This is a genomic window from Streptomyces sp. 8K308, from assembly GCF_004348315.1.
Classification (GTDB): Bacteria; Actinomycetota; Actinomycetes; order Streptomycetales; family Streptomycetaceae; genus Streptomyces.
Genome location: NZ_SMKC01000141.1, coordinates 1 through 16,295 on the forward strand (window position 1 = coordinate 1; position 16,295 = coordinate 16,295).

Annotated in this window: 12 protein-coding genes and 1 pseudogene; 5 read left to right on the forward strand and 8 right to left on the reverse strand. The window is 70.3% G+C overall.

Features of this window, described 5'->3' with window-relative positions; all coding sequences use genetic code 11:
- A pseudogene (locus tag E1265_RS19680) lies at nt 1-466 on the reverse strand (hypothetical protein); the annotation flags it as partial.
- Between the two features lie 48 nt (nt 467-514).
- Nucleotides 515-2,887 carry a DUF6049 family protein gene (locus tag E1265_RS19685; RefSeq protein WP_243740952.1) on the reverse strand — a complete coding sequence of 791 codons (2,373 nt, stop codon included), beginning with the start codon at nt 2,885-2,887 and terminating at the stop codon, nt 515-517.
- A gap of 140 nt (nt 2,888-3,027) precedes the next feature.
- Here E1265_RS19685 and E1265_RS19690 point away from each other — a divergent pair, with 140 nt between their 5' ends.
- The gene (locus E1265_RS19690) at nt 3,028-4,518 is read left to right on the forward strand and encodes a CCA tRNA nucleotidyltransferase (RefSeq protein ID WP_132931753.1); all 1,491 of its coding nucleotides are present in this window, start codon (nt 3,028-3,030) and stop codon (nt 4,516-4,518) included.
- On the opposite strand, the gene E1265_RS19695 is transcribed toward E1265_RS19690, so the two are convergent.
- The 3 genes from E1265_RS19695 to E1265_RS19705 form a co-directional block, all read right to left on the reverse strand.
- Nucleotides 4,490-5,815 (reverse strand): MFS transporter, encoded by a 1,326-nt coding sequence (locus tag E1265_RS19695; RefSeq protein WP_132931772.1) that lies wholly within the window; start codon nt 5,813-5,815, stop codon nt 4,490-4,492. The genes E1265_RS19690 and E1265_RS19695 overlap by 29 nt on opposite strands.
- A gap of 16 nt (nt 5,816-5,831) precedes the next feature.
- Complete coding sequence (locus tag E1265_RS19700) at nt 5,832-7,304, reverse strand: glycosyltransferase 87 family protein (protein WP_132931754.1); 1,473 nt, start codon at nt 7,302-7,304, stop codon at nt 5,832-5,834.
- 110 nt (nt 7,305-7,414) lie between these two features.
- The gene (locus E1265_RS19705; RefSeq protein WP_132931756.1) at nt 7,415-10,144 is read right to left on the reverse strand and encodes a transglycosylase domain-containing protein; all 2,730 of its coding nucleotides are present in this window, start codon (nt 10,142-10,144) and stop codon (nt 7,415-7,417) included.
- A gap of 421 nt (nt 10,145-10,565) precedes the next feature.
- Between E1265_RS19705 and E1265_RS19710 the strand changes: the two genes are divergently transcribed.
- Nucleotides 10,566-11,168 carry a PadR family transcriptional regulator gene (locus E1265_RS19710; RefSeq protein ID WP_132931758.1) on the forward strand — a complete coding sequence of 201 codons (603 nt, stop codon included), beginning with the start codon at nt 10,566-10,568 and terminating at the stop codon, nt 11,166-11,168.
- 115 nt (nt 11,169-11,283) lie between these two features.
- Complete coding sequence (locus E1265_RS19715; protein WP_132931760.1) at nt 11,284-12,366, forward strand: inositol-3-phosphate synthase; 1,083 nt, start codon at nt 11,284-11,286, stop codon at nt 12,364-12,366.
- Between the two features lie 140 nt (nt 12,367-12,506).
- Here the strand turns inward: E1265_RS19715 and E1265_RS19720 are convergent, their stop codons facing one another.
- The 3 genes from E1265_RS19720 to E1265_RS19730 all read right to left on the reverse strand — a co-directional run bounded on the left by E1265_RS19720 (nt 12,507) and on the right by E1265_RS19730 (nt 15,296).
- Entirely contained in the window at nt 12,507-13,538 is a 1,032-nt protein-coding gene (locus tag E1265_RS19720; RefSeq protein ID WP_132931761.1) for an alanine racemase, read from the reverse strand.
- Nucleotides 13,539-13,613: 75 nt separating this feature from the next.
- Nucleotides 13,614-14,732 (reverse strand): peptidoglycan bridge formation glycyltransferase FemA/FemB family protein, encoded by a 1,119-nt coding sequence (locus E1265_RS19725; protein WP_132931763.1) that lies wholly within the window; start codon nt 14,730-14,732, stop codon nt 13,614-13,616.
- Between the two features lie 240 nt (nt 14,733-14,972).
- Nucleotides 14,973-15,296 carry a hypothetical protein gene (locus E1265_RS19730; RefSeq protein WP_132931765.1) on the reverse strand — a complete coding sequence of 108 codons (324 nt, stop codon included), beginning with the start codon at nt 15,294-15,296 and terminating at the stop codon, nt 14,973-14,975.
- 195 nt (nt 15,297-15,491) lie between these two features.
- Here E1265_RS19730 and rpsF point away from each other — a divergent pair, with 195 nt between their 5' ends.
- Both rpsF and E1265_RS19740 read left to right on the forward strand, forming a co-directional pair.
- Entirely contained in the window at nt 15,492-15,782 is a 291-nt protein-coding gene (rpsF, locus tag E1265_RS19735) for a 30S ribosomal protein S6 (protein WP_132931766.1), read from the forward strand.
- Between the two features lie 103 nt (nt 15,783-15,885).
- A partial coding sequence (locus tag E1265_RS19740) for a single-stranded DNA-binding protein (protein ID WP_132931768.1) occupies nt 15,886-16,295 on the forward strand: 410 nt, incomplete at its 3' end.

Sequence of the window (16,295 nt, forward strand, 5' to 3'; positions counted from 1 at the left end):
GTCGTGGGGCGACCTGCTGATCGCGGAAGAGGTAGGCGAAGGCGTCGTCGTCGGCCGCCTGCCGGGGCTGGTGGCCCGGCTGGTGGCCCGGCTGGTGGCTCAGCCCCTCGGTGCCGCCGTAGCCGCCCTGGTCCTGGTAGGGGGCCCCGGGCGACCAGTGCTGGGGGTGCTGGCCGTAGCCCTGCTGTGGGTGCGGCTGCTGCTGGTTCTGGTAGGGCGGGGGGTAGCCGCCTGGCTGCTGCTGGCCGTAGGGAGCGCCGTAGCCGCCGGGATCGGGGGGCTGCGCGCCGCCGTACGGGTGTGGTGGCTGCTGGTGGTCGTAGGCGGCGGGGTCGTAGCCCTCGGCATAGCCCTGGGGGTGCTGGGCGCCCTGATGGCCGGGCTGGCCGTGCTGCTCGCCCTGCCAGCCGGACGGGTCGCCACCACCCGGCGCCTGGCCGCGATCACGGTCGTACGGCGCTTGCATCGCTACCCCACCTCAAGGATTCACGGGCCGGCCCCTCCGGCTGGCGGCTCATGTGCCGGGGTCCAGCTTCTCACCCACCGAGGAGGGGGCGCCGCCGCGTGCGCCGGTGTCGGCGGTGCTCTCACCCTCGGAGAACGCCTCGCCCGCCTCGACGAGCACCTCGGCCGACTCCTCGGTCGACTCCTCGGTCGACTCCTCGTCCTCGGCCGGCTCCCGGGCCGCGCGCTTGCGCTGGGTGTACATCCGGATACCCGCGAGCACCACCAGCAGCAGCCCGCCCGCGATCACCATCATCACCTGGGCGGTGATGGAGGTGACGTCGGCCTGGAAGCGCATGGGCTCGCCGTAGGGCTTGCCGTCGGCGGTGTAGAGCTGGGCGGTGAGGCTGACCGGGCCGTTGGCGTTGGCGGTGGTGGAGAACTTGAAGGACTGGCTGTGCCCGCTGCCGATCACGACGGACTGGCCTTCGCTGACCTCCAGGCCGAGCCGGCGGCTGGACTCGAGGCGCAGCACGAGCCCCTGGACGTCCTGGACCAGGTTGTTCTGGACCGTGACGGGGATGGTGGCGCTGCGGCCGGAGAGGGTGATGTCGGCCTTGGGGATCAGGTGGACCTGCTGGGTGAGGCCGATGATCTCGCCCTGTACCCGGCTCCTGAAGTCTGCGGCCGCCTGCTGGCTGCCGCGCCAGGAGGCGGACATCTCGCGGTGGATCGCGTTGCCGAAGGGCACGGTGACCCGGTCCGGCTCGGTGAGGATCACCGCGAAGTCGTCCAGGGTGCGCTTGGTGTCCCGCATGGACTGGAAGGCGCTGGTGGGCAGCTCCTGGTCGCGCAGCTCCTGGGGGTAGGCGTCGGGCGAGGGCACCCGCTGGTTGGCGGCCGGGTCGGGGGTGGCCTCGGCGGCCTCCGACAGGTCGAGGAAGCGCACCCAGTCGCCCTGTTCGCGCAGGGTGGTGAGCGCGGACGCCATGGCCTCGGCCTGGGCGCTGGTGGGCATCCGCTGCGGGGCCATCACGACGGAGCGCTCGAGGCCCGGCTCCTGCTGGCTGATCGCCATGGTCTGGGCCAGCAGCTCCTGGCCGGCCAGCGACGCGCTGCCGGTGCGCGACATGTCGCCCTCGAAGAGGGTGGAGAGCCGCTCGTCGGCGACGATGGCGGTGGTGCCGCCGCCGATGGGGCGGGCGGCCGTGGGGGTGTAGGAGAGGGAGTCGCCGTTGCGGAGGCTGTCGCTGCGGGTGATGATCTGGTCCGCGCCGGCCGAGGTGGCCACGGAGACGATGTCCGGGTCGATGGCGCCGTCCACGGGCCAGGCGATCCGGGTGTTGAGCCGGACGTCCGTGTTGAGCACGGTCTCCACGGTGACGGCCGCGGTGTCGGTGGCGGTCCTCAGCTGTCCGAGGGCGCCCTGCACGTCCATCCCCCGGTGGGCCAGCGAGGCCAGGTCGGGGTCGGCGAAGGGGAGGGCCACCACCTCGTCGCCGCGCACGGCGTCCTGGAGCTCGGAGAGGAAGTCCCGCGCCTCGTCCTGGCCTGTGCCGTTCACCAGGTCCCCGTTCTCCCCCGGTACCTGGTAGTCCTCCAGCATGGCGTCGACCGAGGCCAGCAGGTCGGGGTCGATGACCCAGGTGACCGGCAGGTCGGCGCCCAGGGTGACCATCTGGTAGAGCCGGCCGCCGGGCGAGATCTCGTCGAGCAGCGCGTCGTCCCGGAAGACGGGCGTCTGGACCGCGTCGGAGCCGGTCTGGGCGGTGAGGTGGGTGCCGGAGATCAGCGGCCACAGGACCGTCAGCCCGGTCTGTCCCGTGGAGTCCTCGTTCCGCCCGTCGGGTTGCCAGGACAGCAGGGTCCGGCCGATGCCGAGGTTGTCGTCCCATCGGGCGCTCTCGGTCTGTCCGATCAGTGTGACGCCGAGCTGGTAGACGCCGTCCTCGCCGAGGGACAGCTCGGAGACCGGGATCTCGAGGGAGAAGGTGCGGGACATGCCGGGGGCGATGTCGCCGATGTCCTGGCCGTGGTCGCGCACTATCTGGCCGTCGGCGGCGCTGTCGAAGCCGGTCCTGGTGGCGGCCTCGTCGATGGCGCTGCGGTTGGCGAGCGGCACGCCCTGGCGGGCGGCGACCGAGCTGTCCACGATGGCGGAGTCGCCCTCGTTGGTGATCGTGCCGCTGATGGTGACGTCGCCGTCGGGGCTGGGCAGCGCCGGGTCGACGTGGGTGATCGAGACGGTGGCGGTGCGGTCGCCGGTGCCGACCTCGTCCGTGCGGGAGTGGGGCGCCGCCTGGGCCGGATCGTGGCCGAGGACGGTCAGCAGCGGCACCGCGGTGATCGTGGCGATCAGTGAGGTAAGCCGCCGGTGGCGGCGCAGCCCACTCAGCCGCCGGTTCGCACGGGTGCAGGACATCGTCCCTGCGACCTCTGCCACGCGTCAGCCCCGTTCCTCGCTCGTGCCGCGTCTCCGCCAAGCCGCCCTCATGGTAACGATGATCTGCCCGCCCCCGTGCCGATCGAGGACGGGGACCGCCGGGGCTTCGGGGAACGGATGGGCACGTACCCTGTGCTGTTGTGCCGAACGACAGCAAAGACACGTACTCCCAGCCCTCCTCCACGGAGCTGAGCCAGGTGCAGCGGCGTGCCGTGGGGGAGTTGCTGAGGGTGTCCCCCGTCGCCGACGATCTCGCCGCCCGCTTCGAGCGCGCGGGCTTCTCGCTGGCCCTCGTCGGCGGATCGGTGCGCGATGCCCTGCTGGGGCGGCTCGGCAACGATCTGGACTTCACCACGGACGCCCGCCCGGAGGACGTGCTCCGCATCGTCCGGCCCTGGGCGGACGCCGTCTGGGAGGTGGGCATCGCCTTCGGCACCGTGGGCTGCCGCAAGACCGCTCCGGCGGCCGCCGCCGGGGAGGCGCCGCGCGACTACCAGCTGGAGATCACCACCTACCGGTCCGAGGCCTATGACCGAGACTCCCGCAAGCCCGAGGTGGTGTACGGAGATTCGCTCGAAGAGGACCTGTTGCGTCGGGACTTCACCGTCAACGCGATGGCCGTCGCGCTGCCCCGCAAGGAGTTCATCGATCCACACAACGGACTGACCGATCTGGCCCGCCGGGTCCTGCGCACCCCCGGCACCCCGGAGGCATCCTTCTCCGATGACCCCCTGCGGATGCTCCGGGCCGCGCGCTTCGCCGCCCAGCTGGACTTCACGGTGGCCGAGCCGGTCAGGGCGGCCATGGTCGCCATGGCGGAGCGGATCGAGATCGTCTCCGCCGAGCGAGTCCGGGACGAGCTGAACAAGCTGCTGCTCAGCGACCACCCCCGGAAGGGGATCTCGCTGCTCGTGGACACCGGTCTCGCCCAGCGGGTGCTGCCCGAGGTGCCGGCCCTGCGGCTGGAGCGCGACGAGCACCACCGGCACAAGGACGTCTACGAGCACAGCCTGACGGTCCTGGAGCAGGCCATCGCCCTGGAGGACGGGAAGCCGGACCTGGTGCTGCGGCTGGCGGCCCTGCTGCACGACATCGGCAAGCCTCGGACGCGCCGCTTTGAGGGCGATGGCCGAGTCTCCTTCCACCACCACGAGGTGGTGGGGGCCAAGATGACCAAGCAGCGGATGAGCAAGCTCAAGTACCCCAACGACGTGATCAAGGACGTGTCGCGGCTGGTGGAGCTGCACCTGCGCTTCCACGGCTATGGCACCGGCGAGTGGACCGACTCCGCGGTCCGTCGCTATGTGCGGGACGCGGGCCCGCTGCTGAACCGGCTCCACAAGCTCACCCGCTCCGACTGCACCACGCGCAACAAGCGCAAGGCCCTCGCCCTCTCCCGCGCCTACGACGGCCTGGAGGAGCGCATCGAGCGCCTCAAGCAGCAGGAGGAGCTGGACGCTATCCGCCCGGACCTCGACGGCAACGAGATCATGAAGATCCTGGACATCCGTCCCGGTCCGGAGGTCGGCAAGGCCTACCGCCACCTACTGGAGCTGCGCCTGGAGAACGGCCCGCTGGGTCACGAGGCCGCGGTGGCCGCGCTCAAGGACTGGTGGGCCGCCCAGAGCTGAGCACCGTTTCGGTCGTTTCACGTGAAACGACCGTCCTGTGCAGCCTAGCGATGATCAGCGCGGTAATGGCATAGATCGCGGAGACGGTCGCCAGCAGTATCGGCGAGCGGCCGTCGAGCGGCAGTATCAACGCGGACAGCCCCGCCGAGCCGACGAACGCGATGTTGAACAGCATGTCGTAGAGCGAGAACACCCGTCCTCGGTAGCCGTCGTCGACCGAGGACTGGACCACGGTGTCCGTCACGATCTTGGTGCTCTGGGTCACCAGGCCCAGCAGGAAGGCCGCGATCACCATCGGCGTCGGGCGGAATGTGAAGCCCAGGGAGGGGACCAGCACGGCGGCCAGTCCGGCGCAGCCCGCGTACCAGCCGAAGCCGCCGAGTCGGGAGACCGCCCAGGGCGTGATCAGCGCGGCCACGAAGAAGCCGACGGCGGAGGCGCCGACCACCAGGCCGAGCCAGGCCATGCCCTGCTCCTCGTCGCCGTCCGCCCAGGCGTAGCGGGAGAGCATCAGCACCATGACCAGCAGAGAGCCGTAGCAGAACCGCATCATGCCCACGGCGCCCAGCGACCAGGAGGCCGCGGGACGCTGGGCCAGGTGCCCGAGCCCGCGGACGAGGCCGCGGGCCGTGGAGACGAGCGCCGCGCCCAGGCCGGGCGGCGGGTGGCCGGCCCGGGGGCCCAACTGGTCGGCGCTCATGCGGAGGGCGGCCAACCCGGCGACGAGATAGACGGTCCCGGCGAACGCCAGCGCCAGGGCGTCCTCCCTCCCCTGGGTGCGGCCGACGAAGCCCACCACGAAGCCGGTGCCCCCGCCGATCGTGGCGGCGATGGTGCCCGCGGTCGGCGAGAGCGAGTTGGCGATCACGAGCCGCCTCTCGTCCACCACCAGCGGCAGCGCGGCCGAGAGCCCGGCGAGGATGAAACGGTTGATCGCGGTGACCGAGAGCGCGGACAGATAGAACAGCCAGTCCGGTACCCCGCCCAGCACCAGCGCGCAGGTGACGGCCGCGAGACCGCTGCGCAGCAGATTGCCGTGGAGCAGCACCTGACGCCGGCGCCAACGATCGAGCAGTACCCCGGCGAACGGTCCGAGCAGCGAGTACGGGAGCAGCAGCACGGCCATCGCGGCCGCGATGTTGGCGGATGTGGTCTGTTGCTCGGGCGAGAAGACCACATAGGCCGCCAGGCCCACCTGAAAGGCGCCGTCGGCGAACTGGGACAGCAGCCGCACGGTCAGGAGGCGGCGGAATCCGGGGAAACGCAACAGGGTGCGGAGATCCGCGAGGACTGACACCGACTGTTCGGGTCTCTCATGTTTCACGTGAAACGTCCGCACGCGGGGCGACGCCCCAGTCGACGTAGGCGGTTGCCCGAGGGGTCGGCCGCCTGGGGGCCAGGGAGAACATGTCGGGGGCGCCGTCCAGCACGCCGCCTCCCGGATCGTCGGAGCCATCGATCCGCACCACGTCGTGCTCCGGGCGCAGCACGTCCCGCACCACCAGTGCGCAGAGGTAGAGCGTGCCCAACAGGTGGATTAGAACAGCCAGTTGGTAGCCACCCTGGGGCAGTCCCTGGTTGTCCTCGCCGTGCAGGTAGGCGAGGTACATCCAAATCCCGAGGAAGTAGAGCACCTCGCAGGCCTGCCAGATGAGGAAGTCACGCCAGCGCGGCCGGGCGAGCACCGCCAGCGGGATCAGCCACAGGACGTACTGCGGCGAGTAGACCTTGTTGGTGACCACGAAGAGGGCCACCACCAGGAACACCAACTGGGCCAGCCTCGGCCGGCGCGGGGCGGTGAAGGCCAGGACCGCGATTCCGACGCAGCCGACCGCGACCAGCACGGCGGCGTAGAGGTTGACCGAATCCAGGGTGATCTCGGCGCGCTGCGCGATGATCAGCCAGAAGGAACCGAAGTCGACGGGGCGCTCCGCGCTGAAGATGTAGAACTCGGCCCACCCCCTGGGGGCGAGCGCCATCACCGGCAGGTTCACCGCCAGCCAGGAGACCACCGTGGCGGCCACCGTGATGCCGAACTCGCGCCAGCGCCCGGCGCGCCAGCACAGCACCAGCAGCGGGCCGAGCAGCAGCACCGGGTAGAACTTCGCGGCCGTGGCGAGCCCGATCAGCACGCCGGCGGCCAGGGGGCGGGAGCGGGACCAGGCCAGCAGCGCCCCGCAGACAAGGGCGACGGCCAGCAGGTCCCAGTTGATGGTCGCGGTGAGGGCCAAGGCGGGCGCCAGGGCCAGCAACAGCCCGTCCCACGGCCGGTTGCGGTGGGTCCGGGTGACGCAGACGGCGACGACCACGGCGCAGACCATCAGCATGCCGGAGTTGACCAGCCAGTACACCTGCTCCGGTCCCGGGTCCCCGACACCGTTGGGCGTGAGCCAGGCGGCGACCTGCATGAAGAGCCCGGTGAGGACGGGGTACTCGAGGTACTCCTTGTCACCGGAGAGTTCGGGGGGGATGCGGTCGAAGTAGGGGATGAGGCTCGCGCCGAAGCCGCGCCCGTTGTAGAGGTGCGGGATGTCCGAGTAGCAGGCGTGGACGTACTGGTCGGTCGCCCCGTGGAGCCAGCCGCCGTTGTAGCAGGGCGCCTTCTGGACGAGGCCGAGGGCGAACATCCCGATCGCCAGCAGCGCGATGACCCGGACCGGCGTCCATCGACCGCCGTACGAGACCGCGCGGCGGCCCGCTGGGCCGCCGATCAGCTCGCTGCCGGCGGCCGCCACCTCGTCCTGGAGCGTGGGGCTCGCGGCCTCCGGCTCGTTGGGATGCGCCATGGTCACATCCTGCCCCACGGCACCGCCGCCGGGGGGACAGGGCGCGACAACGCCGCGGCCCCCGTGCCCTGGGGGGCGCGGGGGCCGCGGCGAGCGTCGGCGCGGTGCGGTTATCCGCCGCCGAAGATGCCTCCGGTGTCACCGTTGGTGCCGTTGGACTGGCCGCCGTCGTCTGTTCCGCCGGTATCGGTGCCGCCGTCCGCGGTCCCGCCGTCCGCGGTCCCGCCGGTATCGGCGCCGCCGTCCGCCGTTCCGCCGGAGTCGGTGTTGCAGGTCGGGTCGAACGGGTTGCAGGGCTGGGTCGGCTCGTCCGTCGGCTCCTGGGTGGTCGGCTCCGGGTCCGGAGTCGGCTCCTGGGTGGTGGGCTCGTCCGTCGGCTCCTGGGTGGTCGGCTCCGGGTCCGGAGTCGGCTCCTGGGTCGGCTGGTCCTCGGGGCAGTCGGCGCCGCCGCCGCAGACCTCGTCGCCGAAGTCCTCCGGAGGCTCGGGGAACTCCTCCTCGTCGCCGGTCGCGGCGGCGCTCATGAACTCCATCCACACGGACAGCGGTAGCGAACCACCGTTGATCCGCTCGAGATCGGCGGTGCCGTACATCGGCATGAAGGAGCCGACGCCGTAGCCCTCCTCGATCTCCTCCTCGGAGAGGTCCTCCTCGTCGTCGGGGGCGCGCCACATGCCGATCGCGGTGGAGAGCTCGCTGCTGTAGCCGACGAACCAGGCGCTCCGGTTGTCGTCCGTGGTGCCGGTCTTGCCGGCCACCGGGAACCCGATGTCGGCGGCACGGTGACCACTGCCGTCCGGGTTTTCGATCACGTCGACCAGCAGGTCGGTCACGGTGTTGGCGACGTCGGGGGCGAAGGCCTGGTCGAAGGCCTGGGTGGACTCCTCCTCGTGCGTGAAGATCCTGTTGCCCTGGTCGTCCCGCACCTCGACCACCGAGTACGGCTCGTGCTGCTCACCGCTGGCCGCGAAGGTGGAGTACGCCGAGGCCATCCGGATCGGTCCCGGGGTGGAGACGCCGAGGGCGAAGGTGGGGACGCTGTCGTTGGCCTCGACCAGGCTTTCGGGCAGCAGTCCGGCCGCCTGGGCGGCCTCACTCACCCGCTCGGGGCCCACGTCCATGCCGAGCTGGGCGAAGGGCGAGTTGGCCGAGACGACGGTGGCCTCGCGCAGGGTGATGTCGCCCTGGTCGTTGCCCTCGAAGTTGGCCTGCCGCCACTGCTCCTCCTCGCCGGTCTCCTCGTTCTCCACCACGGCGGGCTCCCCGTCGTAGCGGTTGATGGGGAGCATGTTCTCGCTGCGGTAGACGCTGTCCGGCGAGACGATCGTCCGGTCGCTGTCCGGCTGGTCCGGTGGCCCCTCCGGGTCGCGGACTCCGTACTGGAAGGCCGCCGCGAGCACGAACGGCTTGAACGTCGAGCCAACCTGCACGTTGGGGTTGTCGGCGTTGTTTCTGAAGTGCTCGGTCCAGTCGACGCCGCCGTAGACCGCGCGGATCGCTCCGTCTCCCGGCACCACCGCCGCGCCGCCGAACTGGACGTGCCGGTCCTCGTCGCGGGCCTCCGGGGCCAGGTTCTCCCTGCTGACCTGCTGGACGGCCTGCTGCATCTGCTCCACCATCGTCTCGTCGAAGGTGGTCCAGATCTGGTAGCCGCCGCCGTTGAGCTCGTCCTCGGTCGCGATGCCCTGGGAGATCAGGTAGTGGTCGGCGAGCTCCGTCAGATAGCCGATCTGGCCCGCCTTCACCATGGCTCGGGTGGGGGGCAGGATGTCGTCGATCGGGAAGCCCTCTTCGAGGATCGCCGCCAGGTCCTCGTCGCTCAGCCGGTTGCCGCGGATCTCGATCTCGTTCCGCTGGCGCAGCGTCGACTCCCAGCGCTCGGCGGCCCGTGCCACGTTGGCCTCGTTGATCTCGCCGGTCTCGCTGTCGTAGGGGTCGTAGAGGCTGGGGCCCTTGAGCAGCGAGGTCAGGAACGCGGACTGGCTGGCGTCCAGGTCGCGGGCGTCGACGCCGAAGTACGCCTGGGCCGCGGCCTGGATGCCGCAGGCGCCCCGGTTGTAACAGGCGGTGTTGAGATATCCCTCGAGGATGTCGTTCTTGGACTCCTGGGTGCCCACCTTCACCGAGAGCAGCAGCTCGCGAGCCTTCCGGGTGAGGGTCTGGTCCTGCGAGAGGAAGTAGTTCTTGACGTACTGCTGGGTGATGGTGGACCCGGACTGGACGTCGCCGCCCTGGGCCATGTTGAGCATGGCGCGGCCGATGCCCCGCAGGTCGATGCCGGAGTCGGTCCAGAAGGACTGGTTCTCGGCGGCCACCACGGAGTCCTGCATGTGGACGGAGATCTCGTCGAGCGGCACGATCTGGCGGTTCACGTTGTCCCCGCCGGAGACGACCATGCGGCTCCCGTCCGCCCAGTAGTAGACGTTGCTCTGGGCGGTGGCGAGGGCGTTGGCGTTGGGCAACGGGATCAGGTAGTAGGCGAGGGCCACGGCGCCCATCAGCAGCACGCAGAATCCCAGCGCCGAGCCGAGCACCTGCTTCCAGGACGGCACCCAGCGCCGCCAGCCGGTGTGGTTGTGGCGCGGGTAGTCGATGAAGCGCTTCTTGCGCGGCGTCTCGGGGCCGCGCCGGCGGCGGCTGGTGCCCGCGGACCGCTGCGCCGCGCGACGGGCCTCGGCGCGGGTGCCGTACGCGGGGCGGGTCGGCGTCAGCTCGGCCGTGGCGTCGACCGGCGGCTCCGTCTCGGCGGGCGGTGGTGGCGGGGGCCCGGCTCGGCGGCCGTTCTGTGGCGCTCCGCGGCGACCGCGGCCCGGCGGCTGCTTGCGACGGTGCTCGCTCATGGACAGCTACTCCTCGTACGGACGTGGGCAGCCTGCTAGGGCAGGTCCTACTGGTGTCTTCCAGTCCCCCGACGTGCGACCCGGCCACGCGTTCGGGCGCACTGCACCACGAATGATGACGCCGCGGGGCGTCACCGGGTTCCCGGTCGCGATGGTCTGCACGGGCCAAGACTACGCAGCCGCAAAAGGCGGCTTTCTTGGCCTACGGCCTAATCGGCGCATAACGCCGTAGGTGAAGTGAAGATGTGACCCCCCTCACCGAGCGCCCGCTTGCCGGCTTCCCGCCCCCGTTCTATCGTCGAGATGTATCGAACCGATACATCGGTTCAATGCATCGCGGTAAGACTAAGGTGCGGTGACACCGCACGGCACGGATGGGTAAGGCACGGCACGACGGATGAGAGCGGAGGTGGTGGCACCGGTGAGCCGGCGCTCAGGTGTTCTGGAGTTCGCCGTTCTCGGCCTTCTGCGCGAGTCCCCGATGCACGGCTACGAGCTGCGCAAGCGGCTCAACACCTCGCTGGGCGTCTTCCGGGCGTTCAGCTACGGCTCTCTCTACCCCTGTCTCAAGACACTGGTCCAGCAGGGGTGGCTCGCCGAGGAGCCGGGGCGCAACCCGGACGACCCGCGGGCCGTGCCGCTGTCCAACCGCCGCGCCAGGATCGTCTACCGGCTGACGGCCGAGGGCAAGGAGCGCTTCGAGGAACTGCTCGCCCAGACCGGCCCCGACGCCTGGGAGGACGAGCACTTCGGCGTGCGCTTCGCCTTCTTCGGCCAGACCTCGCGGGACGTACGGATGCGCGTCCTCGAGGGCCGTCGCAGCCGGCTCGAGGAGCGTCTCGCCAAGATGCGCGCCTCGATGGCCCGCACCCGCGAGAAGTTGGACGCCTACACCCTCGAACTGCAGCGCCACGGCATGGAGTCCGTGGAGCGCGAGGTCCGTTGGCTCAACGAGTTGATCGAGAGCGAGCGGGAGGGGCGCGACCGGCGCGAACAGCGCGATCGGGGCGACACCTCTCCGTAACAGCCCTCAGGACCGTGGTGATCGCACCGCGCGGGGGCGAGCCCCCGGACAACCCCCACCAACACCCCCGCGACGAGGCGGGGTCATGTCAGAACAACCACAGGGAGCAACCGGAATGGGTTCGGTTCGCGTAGCCATCGCCGGCGTGGGCAACTGCGCCGCATCGCTGGTACAGGGCGTCGAGTACTACAAGGACGCCGCCCCGGACAGCCGGGTCCCCGGCCTGATGCACGTCACGTTCGGTGACTACCACGTCTCGGACATCGAGTTCGTGGCCGCCTTCGACGTCGACGCCAAGAAGGTCGGTACCGACCTGGCCGACGCCATCGGCGCCAGCGAGAACAACACCATCAAGCTCTGCGACGTGCCCACCACCGGCGTGACCGTGCAGCGTGGCGAGACCCACGACGGCCTCGGCAGGTACTACCGCGAGATCGTCACCGAGTCCGACGAGGCCCCCGTCGACGTCGTCCAGGTACTCAAGGACACCCAGGCCGACGTCCTGGTCTGCTACATGCCGGTCGGCTCCGAGGAAGCCGCCAAGTACTACGCGCAGTGCGCCATCGACGCGAAGGTCGCCTTCGTCAACGCGCTGCCGGTCTTCATCGCCGGCACCAAGGAGTGGGCGGACAAGTTCACCGAGGCCGGCGTCCCGATCGTGGGCGACGACATCAAGTCCCAGGTGGGCGCCACCATCACCCACCGGGTGCTCGCCAAGCTCTTCGAGGACCGGGGCGTCGTCCTGGACCGCACGATGCAGCTGAACGTCGGCGGCAACATGGACTTCAAGAACATGCTGGAGCGCGACCGGCTCGAGTCCAAGAAGATCTCCAAGACCCAGGCGGTCACCTCCCAGATCACGGACCGGGAGATGGGCGAGAAGAACGTCCACATCGGCCCGTCCGACTACGTGGCCTGGCTGGACGACCGCAAGTGGGCCTACGTCCGCCTCGAGGGCCGCGCCTTCGGCGACGTGCCGCTGAACCTGGAGTACAAGCTCGAGGTCTGGGACTCCCCGAACAGCGCGGGCGTCATCATCGACGCGCTGCGGGCGGCCAAGATCGCCAAGGACCGCGGCATCGGCGGCCCGATCCTGTCGGCGTCGTCCTACTTCATGAAGTCCCCGCCCGTGCAGTACTTCGACGACGAGGCGCGCGACAACGTGGAGAAGTTCATCCGCGGCGAGGTCGAGCGCTAGCCTGCGCGGCTCGCGCCGATCGGCCGGACGGGCCCCACGGCCCGACCGGTGTGCGCCAGGGCCAAGCCCGGCGCACAACAGGACGGCAGCCCCGGACCGCGACCGGGGCTGCCGTCGTCTGTGTGGGCGCGGATCCGCGCTCAGCGGTCGACGACGCGGTCGACCTGGGTCGTGGTGTGCCGCAGGATCGCCTTGAGCTCGTCCCCGACCTTGGGGCCCTTGGCCTCGGCCGGCACGAAGAGGATCGACACCTGCATGTGCGGCGGCTCGGCGAACCACCGCTGCTTGCCGTCCCAGACGAACGGCGACAGGTTACGGTTCACCGTCGCGAGGCCGGCCCTGGCCATGCCCTTGGCGCGCGAGGTGATCGTCTGCAGCGCCTTGGGCGCCTCGAGACCCACGCCGTGCGAGGTGCCGCCCGCCACCACCGCGAGCCAGCCGTCCCCCGGCGCCTTCTGCTGCCGGTAGCCGAACCGGTCGCCCTTCGCCACCGGCGTCACGTCGAGTACCGCGCCCCGGTACTCGGTGGCCTCGTGGTCGCCGAGCCACAGCCGGGTGCCGATCCTGGCCCGGAACCTGGTCTGTGGAAACTGCTGCCGCAGCCGGGTCAGCTCCTGCGACGACAGGTGGCTGACGAACATCGTGTCCAGCGGCAACCGGGCGGCCCGCAGCCGGTCCATCCAGCCGATGACCTCCTCGACCGCGTCCGTGCCGTCGGTCCTGTCGAGCGGCAGGTGGATGGCGAAACCCTCGAGCCGCACCTCGTCGAGCGCCGCCTGGAGCTTGCCGAGGTCGCGCGGCGACACCCCGTGGCGCTTCATCGAGCTCATCACCTCGACCACCACCCGGGAGCCGACCAGGCCGTACACCCCATCAACCGACGAGGCGCTCCTGATCACCCGATCGGGCAGCGGCACCGGCTCCTCGCCGCGCCGGTACGGCGTCAGCACCAGGAGGTCGCCGCTGAAGCGGTCCTTCATGGCCGCGGCCTCGTAGGTGGTGCCCACCGCCAGCGTCTCCAGGCCGTGCAGCGCGACCTCCTCGGCGAGACGGTCGTGGCCGAAGCCGTAGCCGTTGCCCTTGCAGACGGGGATCAGGTCTGGGAAGTCAGCCACCACCGACCGCTGGTGCGCCCGCCAGCGGACGGTGTCGACGTAAAGGGTGAGCGCCATGGCCTGGGTGACCCTTTCTCCGCGCTGCCACGCGGTGCGGTACGGGGTGTGTGCTGCGATGCCTGAGGTGAGGGTTCAGCGCCGCGACATATACATGTCGAACGCCTTGTGGAGAAGCTTATTGAGCGGGAAGTCCCACTCGCCGAGATACTCGGCCGCCTCACCGCCCGTCCCCACCTTGAACTGGATCAGGCCGAAGAGATGGTCGGTGTCCTCCAGCGAGTCACCGATCCCCCGCAGGTCGTACACGTCGGCGCCCAGGCCGTGCGCGTCCCGCAGCATGCGCCACTGCATGGCGTTGGACGGCCGTACCTCCCGCTTGTGGTTGGCGGACGCACCGTACGAATACCACACATGGCCGCCCACGATCAGCATCGTGGCCGCGGCCACCGGCTCGCCCTCGTGCCGGGCGATGTAGAGCCGCATCCGGTCCGGGTCCTCGGAGTTCAGCACCCGCCACATCAGCTCGAAGTACGACTGGGGGCGCGGGCGGAAGCGGTCGCGCTCCGCCGTGATCTCGTACAACCGCTGCCAGGTGCCCAGATCCTCGTAGCCGCCCCGCACGACCTCGACGCCGGCCTTCTCGGCCTTCTTGATGTTGCGCCGCCACAGCTGGTTGAAGCCCTTCTGGACCTCGTCGAGCGAGCGGCCGCGCAGCGGGATCTGGAAGACGTAGCGCGGCTGCACGTCCCCGAAGCCGGCGCCGCCGTCCTCGCCCTGCTGCCAGCCCATCCGCCGCAGCTTGTCCGAGACCTCGAAGGCGCGCGGCTCGATGAAGGTCGCCGAGACGTCCCGCAGCCGCTTGACGTCCGGGTTCTGGATGCCGGACTTGACCGCGGCCGCGTCCCAGCGGCGGATCACCACCGGCGGGCCCATCTTGACCGAGAACGCGCCCTGCTGCTTGAGGTGGTCGAGCATCGGCCGCAGCCACTCCTCGAGGTTGGGCGCGAACCAGTCGATCACCGGGCCCTCGGGCAGGTAGGCCAGGTACCGCTTCACCCTCGGCACCTGCCGGTAGAGCACCAGGCCGGCGCCCACCAGCCGGCCCGTCCGGTCGAACCAGCCGAGGGACTCCGAGCGCCAGGCGGACTTCACGTCGCCCCAGGCCGGCACCTGCATGTGGCTGGCCGAGGGCAGTGAACGGATGTACGCCAGATGCTCCTCGCGGCTGATGGTCCTCAGGGTCAGGCTCATACGGGGCGCTCCTCCGGTCGCCGGCTGCGTCAATCGCAGGGTCGTGCCGGAAGCCTAACGGCGCCCGCCCGATGCCCTGTGCGGCGGAGCCGCATAACGACAGCGCCACAGCTCCCAAGTGCCCGTACTCGCAGGCCCGTCGGCATACCACTCCACGGCGGCCGGGGTCCCGGGCTCTGCTCAGGCGTACGCGGTCCGCCGGCGCTCACCACGCCGGCGGACCGTGGCGACCGGGGCGCGTCAGCCGAGCACGCCCCCGAAGGGGCCGCCGTGGGCCAGGCCCAGGTAGAGGCCGAGTCCGGCGGCGCCGAGGCCGAGGACGGCCAGGAACCGCTGGGCGGTCGTCACCGAGATCATCTGGGCCCTCGCGCCCAGCGCGATGCCGACCAGCCCGGCCCAGGAGCTGATCAGGTGCATGTCGTTCCAGATCGAGAAGATGGCCGCGACCGCTCCCACCAGCAGCGTCGCGATGGCGTAGCGGTTCTCGACCGGATGGGGACGGCCGTCGATGTTGAGCAGATGTTCCGCGAAGGCGAAGGGACCGTGGTGCGCGGCCTGTGCCATGGGACACCTCCAAGGCGCGAATGACCCTCGAATGACCCTACGTGTCCAGATTGCTCCGCTCGCCGCCCCGATTTCAACCGGAAGGGCGGAGACAGGTACGGTGTACTGTCCGCCCCCTTGTGGGGCGACCGCATCACGACCCTCCTGCCACGGAACGCCCGTGGCCGCCTGAGTCCAGAGGAGGTGGGTTTTCGCATGCGTCACTACGAGGTGATGGTGATCCTCGACCCCGATCTTGAGGAGCGTGCCATCGCCCCCCTGATCGAGTCCTTCCTTTCCGTCGTCCGCGAGGGCAACGGCAAGGTGGAGAAGGTCGACACCTGGGGCCGTCGCCGGCTGGCCTACGAGATCGACAAGAAGCCCGAGGGCATCTACTCGGTGATCGACCTGCAGGCCGAGCCCGCGGTCGTCAAGGAGCTCGACCGCCAGCTCAACCTGAACGAGTCGGTCATGCGGACCAAGGTCCTGCGCCCGGCCACGCACTGATCAGAACCGAGCGGGGCCGGCGAGCGGCACCGTCGGTGTCATTGTCAGAGCCATACGTAATCATCGCAGCAACAGCAGTTAACCCCCGCCGAGAGGTACCCCAATGGCAGGCGAGACCGTCATCACGGTCGTCGGCAATCTGGTCGACGATCCCGAGCTGCGCTTCACTCCATCCGGTGCGGCGGTCGCGAAGTTCCGTGTCGCGTCCACCCCGCGCGTCTTCGACCGGCAGACCAACGAGTGGCGGGACGGCGACGCCCTGTTCCTGACCTGCTCGGTCTGGCGCCAGGCGGCGGAGAACGTCGCCGAGTCGCTCACCAAGGGGATGCGGGTCATCGTCCAGGGCCGGCTCAAGCAGCGGACCTACGAGGACCGGGAAGGCGTCAAGCGCACGGTCATCGACCTGGAGGTCGACGAGGTCGGTCCTTCGCTGTTCCGCGCCACGGCCAAGGTCACCAGGTCCGCCCCCGGCGGCGGCCAGGGTGGCGGCGGCGGTCGCGGCCAGGGTGGCGG

Bases quoted from the DNA above. Each gene is read 5' to 3' on its own strand.
- rpsF (WP_132931766.1), top strand. From the start codon at position 15,492: ATGCGTCACTACGAGGTGATGGTGATCCTCGACCCCGATCTTGAGGAG.
- E1265_RS19700 (WP_132931754.1), bottom strand. From the start codon at position 7,304: ATGGCGCATCCCAACGAGCCGGAGGCCGCGAGCCCCACGCTCCAGGAC.
- E1265_RS19720 (WP_132931761.1), bottom strand. From the start codon at position 13,538: ATGGCGCTCACCCTTTACGTCGACACCGTCCGCTGGCGGGCGCACCAG.
- E1265_RS19725 (WP_132931763.1), bottom strand. From the start codon at position 14,732: ATGAGCCTGACCCTGAGGACCATCAGCCGCGAGGAGCATCTGGCGTAC.
- E1265_RS19715 (WP_132931760.1), top strand. From the start codon at position 11,284: ATGGGTTCGGTTCGCGTAGCCATCGCCGGCGTGGGCAACTGCGCCGCA.
- E1265_RS19705 (WP_132931756.1), bottom strand. From the start codon at position 10,144: ATGAGCGAGCACCGTCGCAAGCAGCCGCCGGGCCGCGGTCGCCGCGGA.
- E1265_RS19730 (WP_132931765.1), bottom strand. From the start codon at position 15,296: ATGGCACAGGCCGCGCACCACGGTCCCTTCGCCTTCGCGGAACATCTG.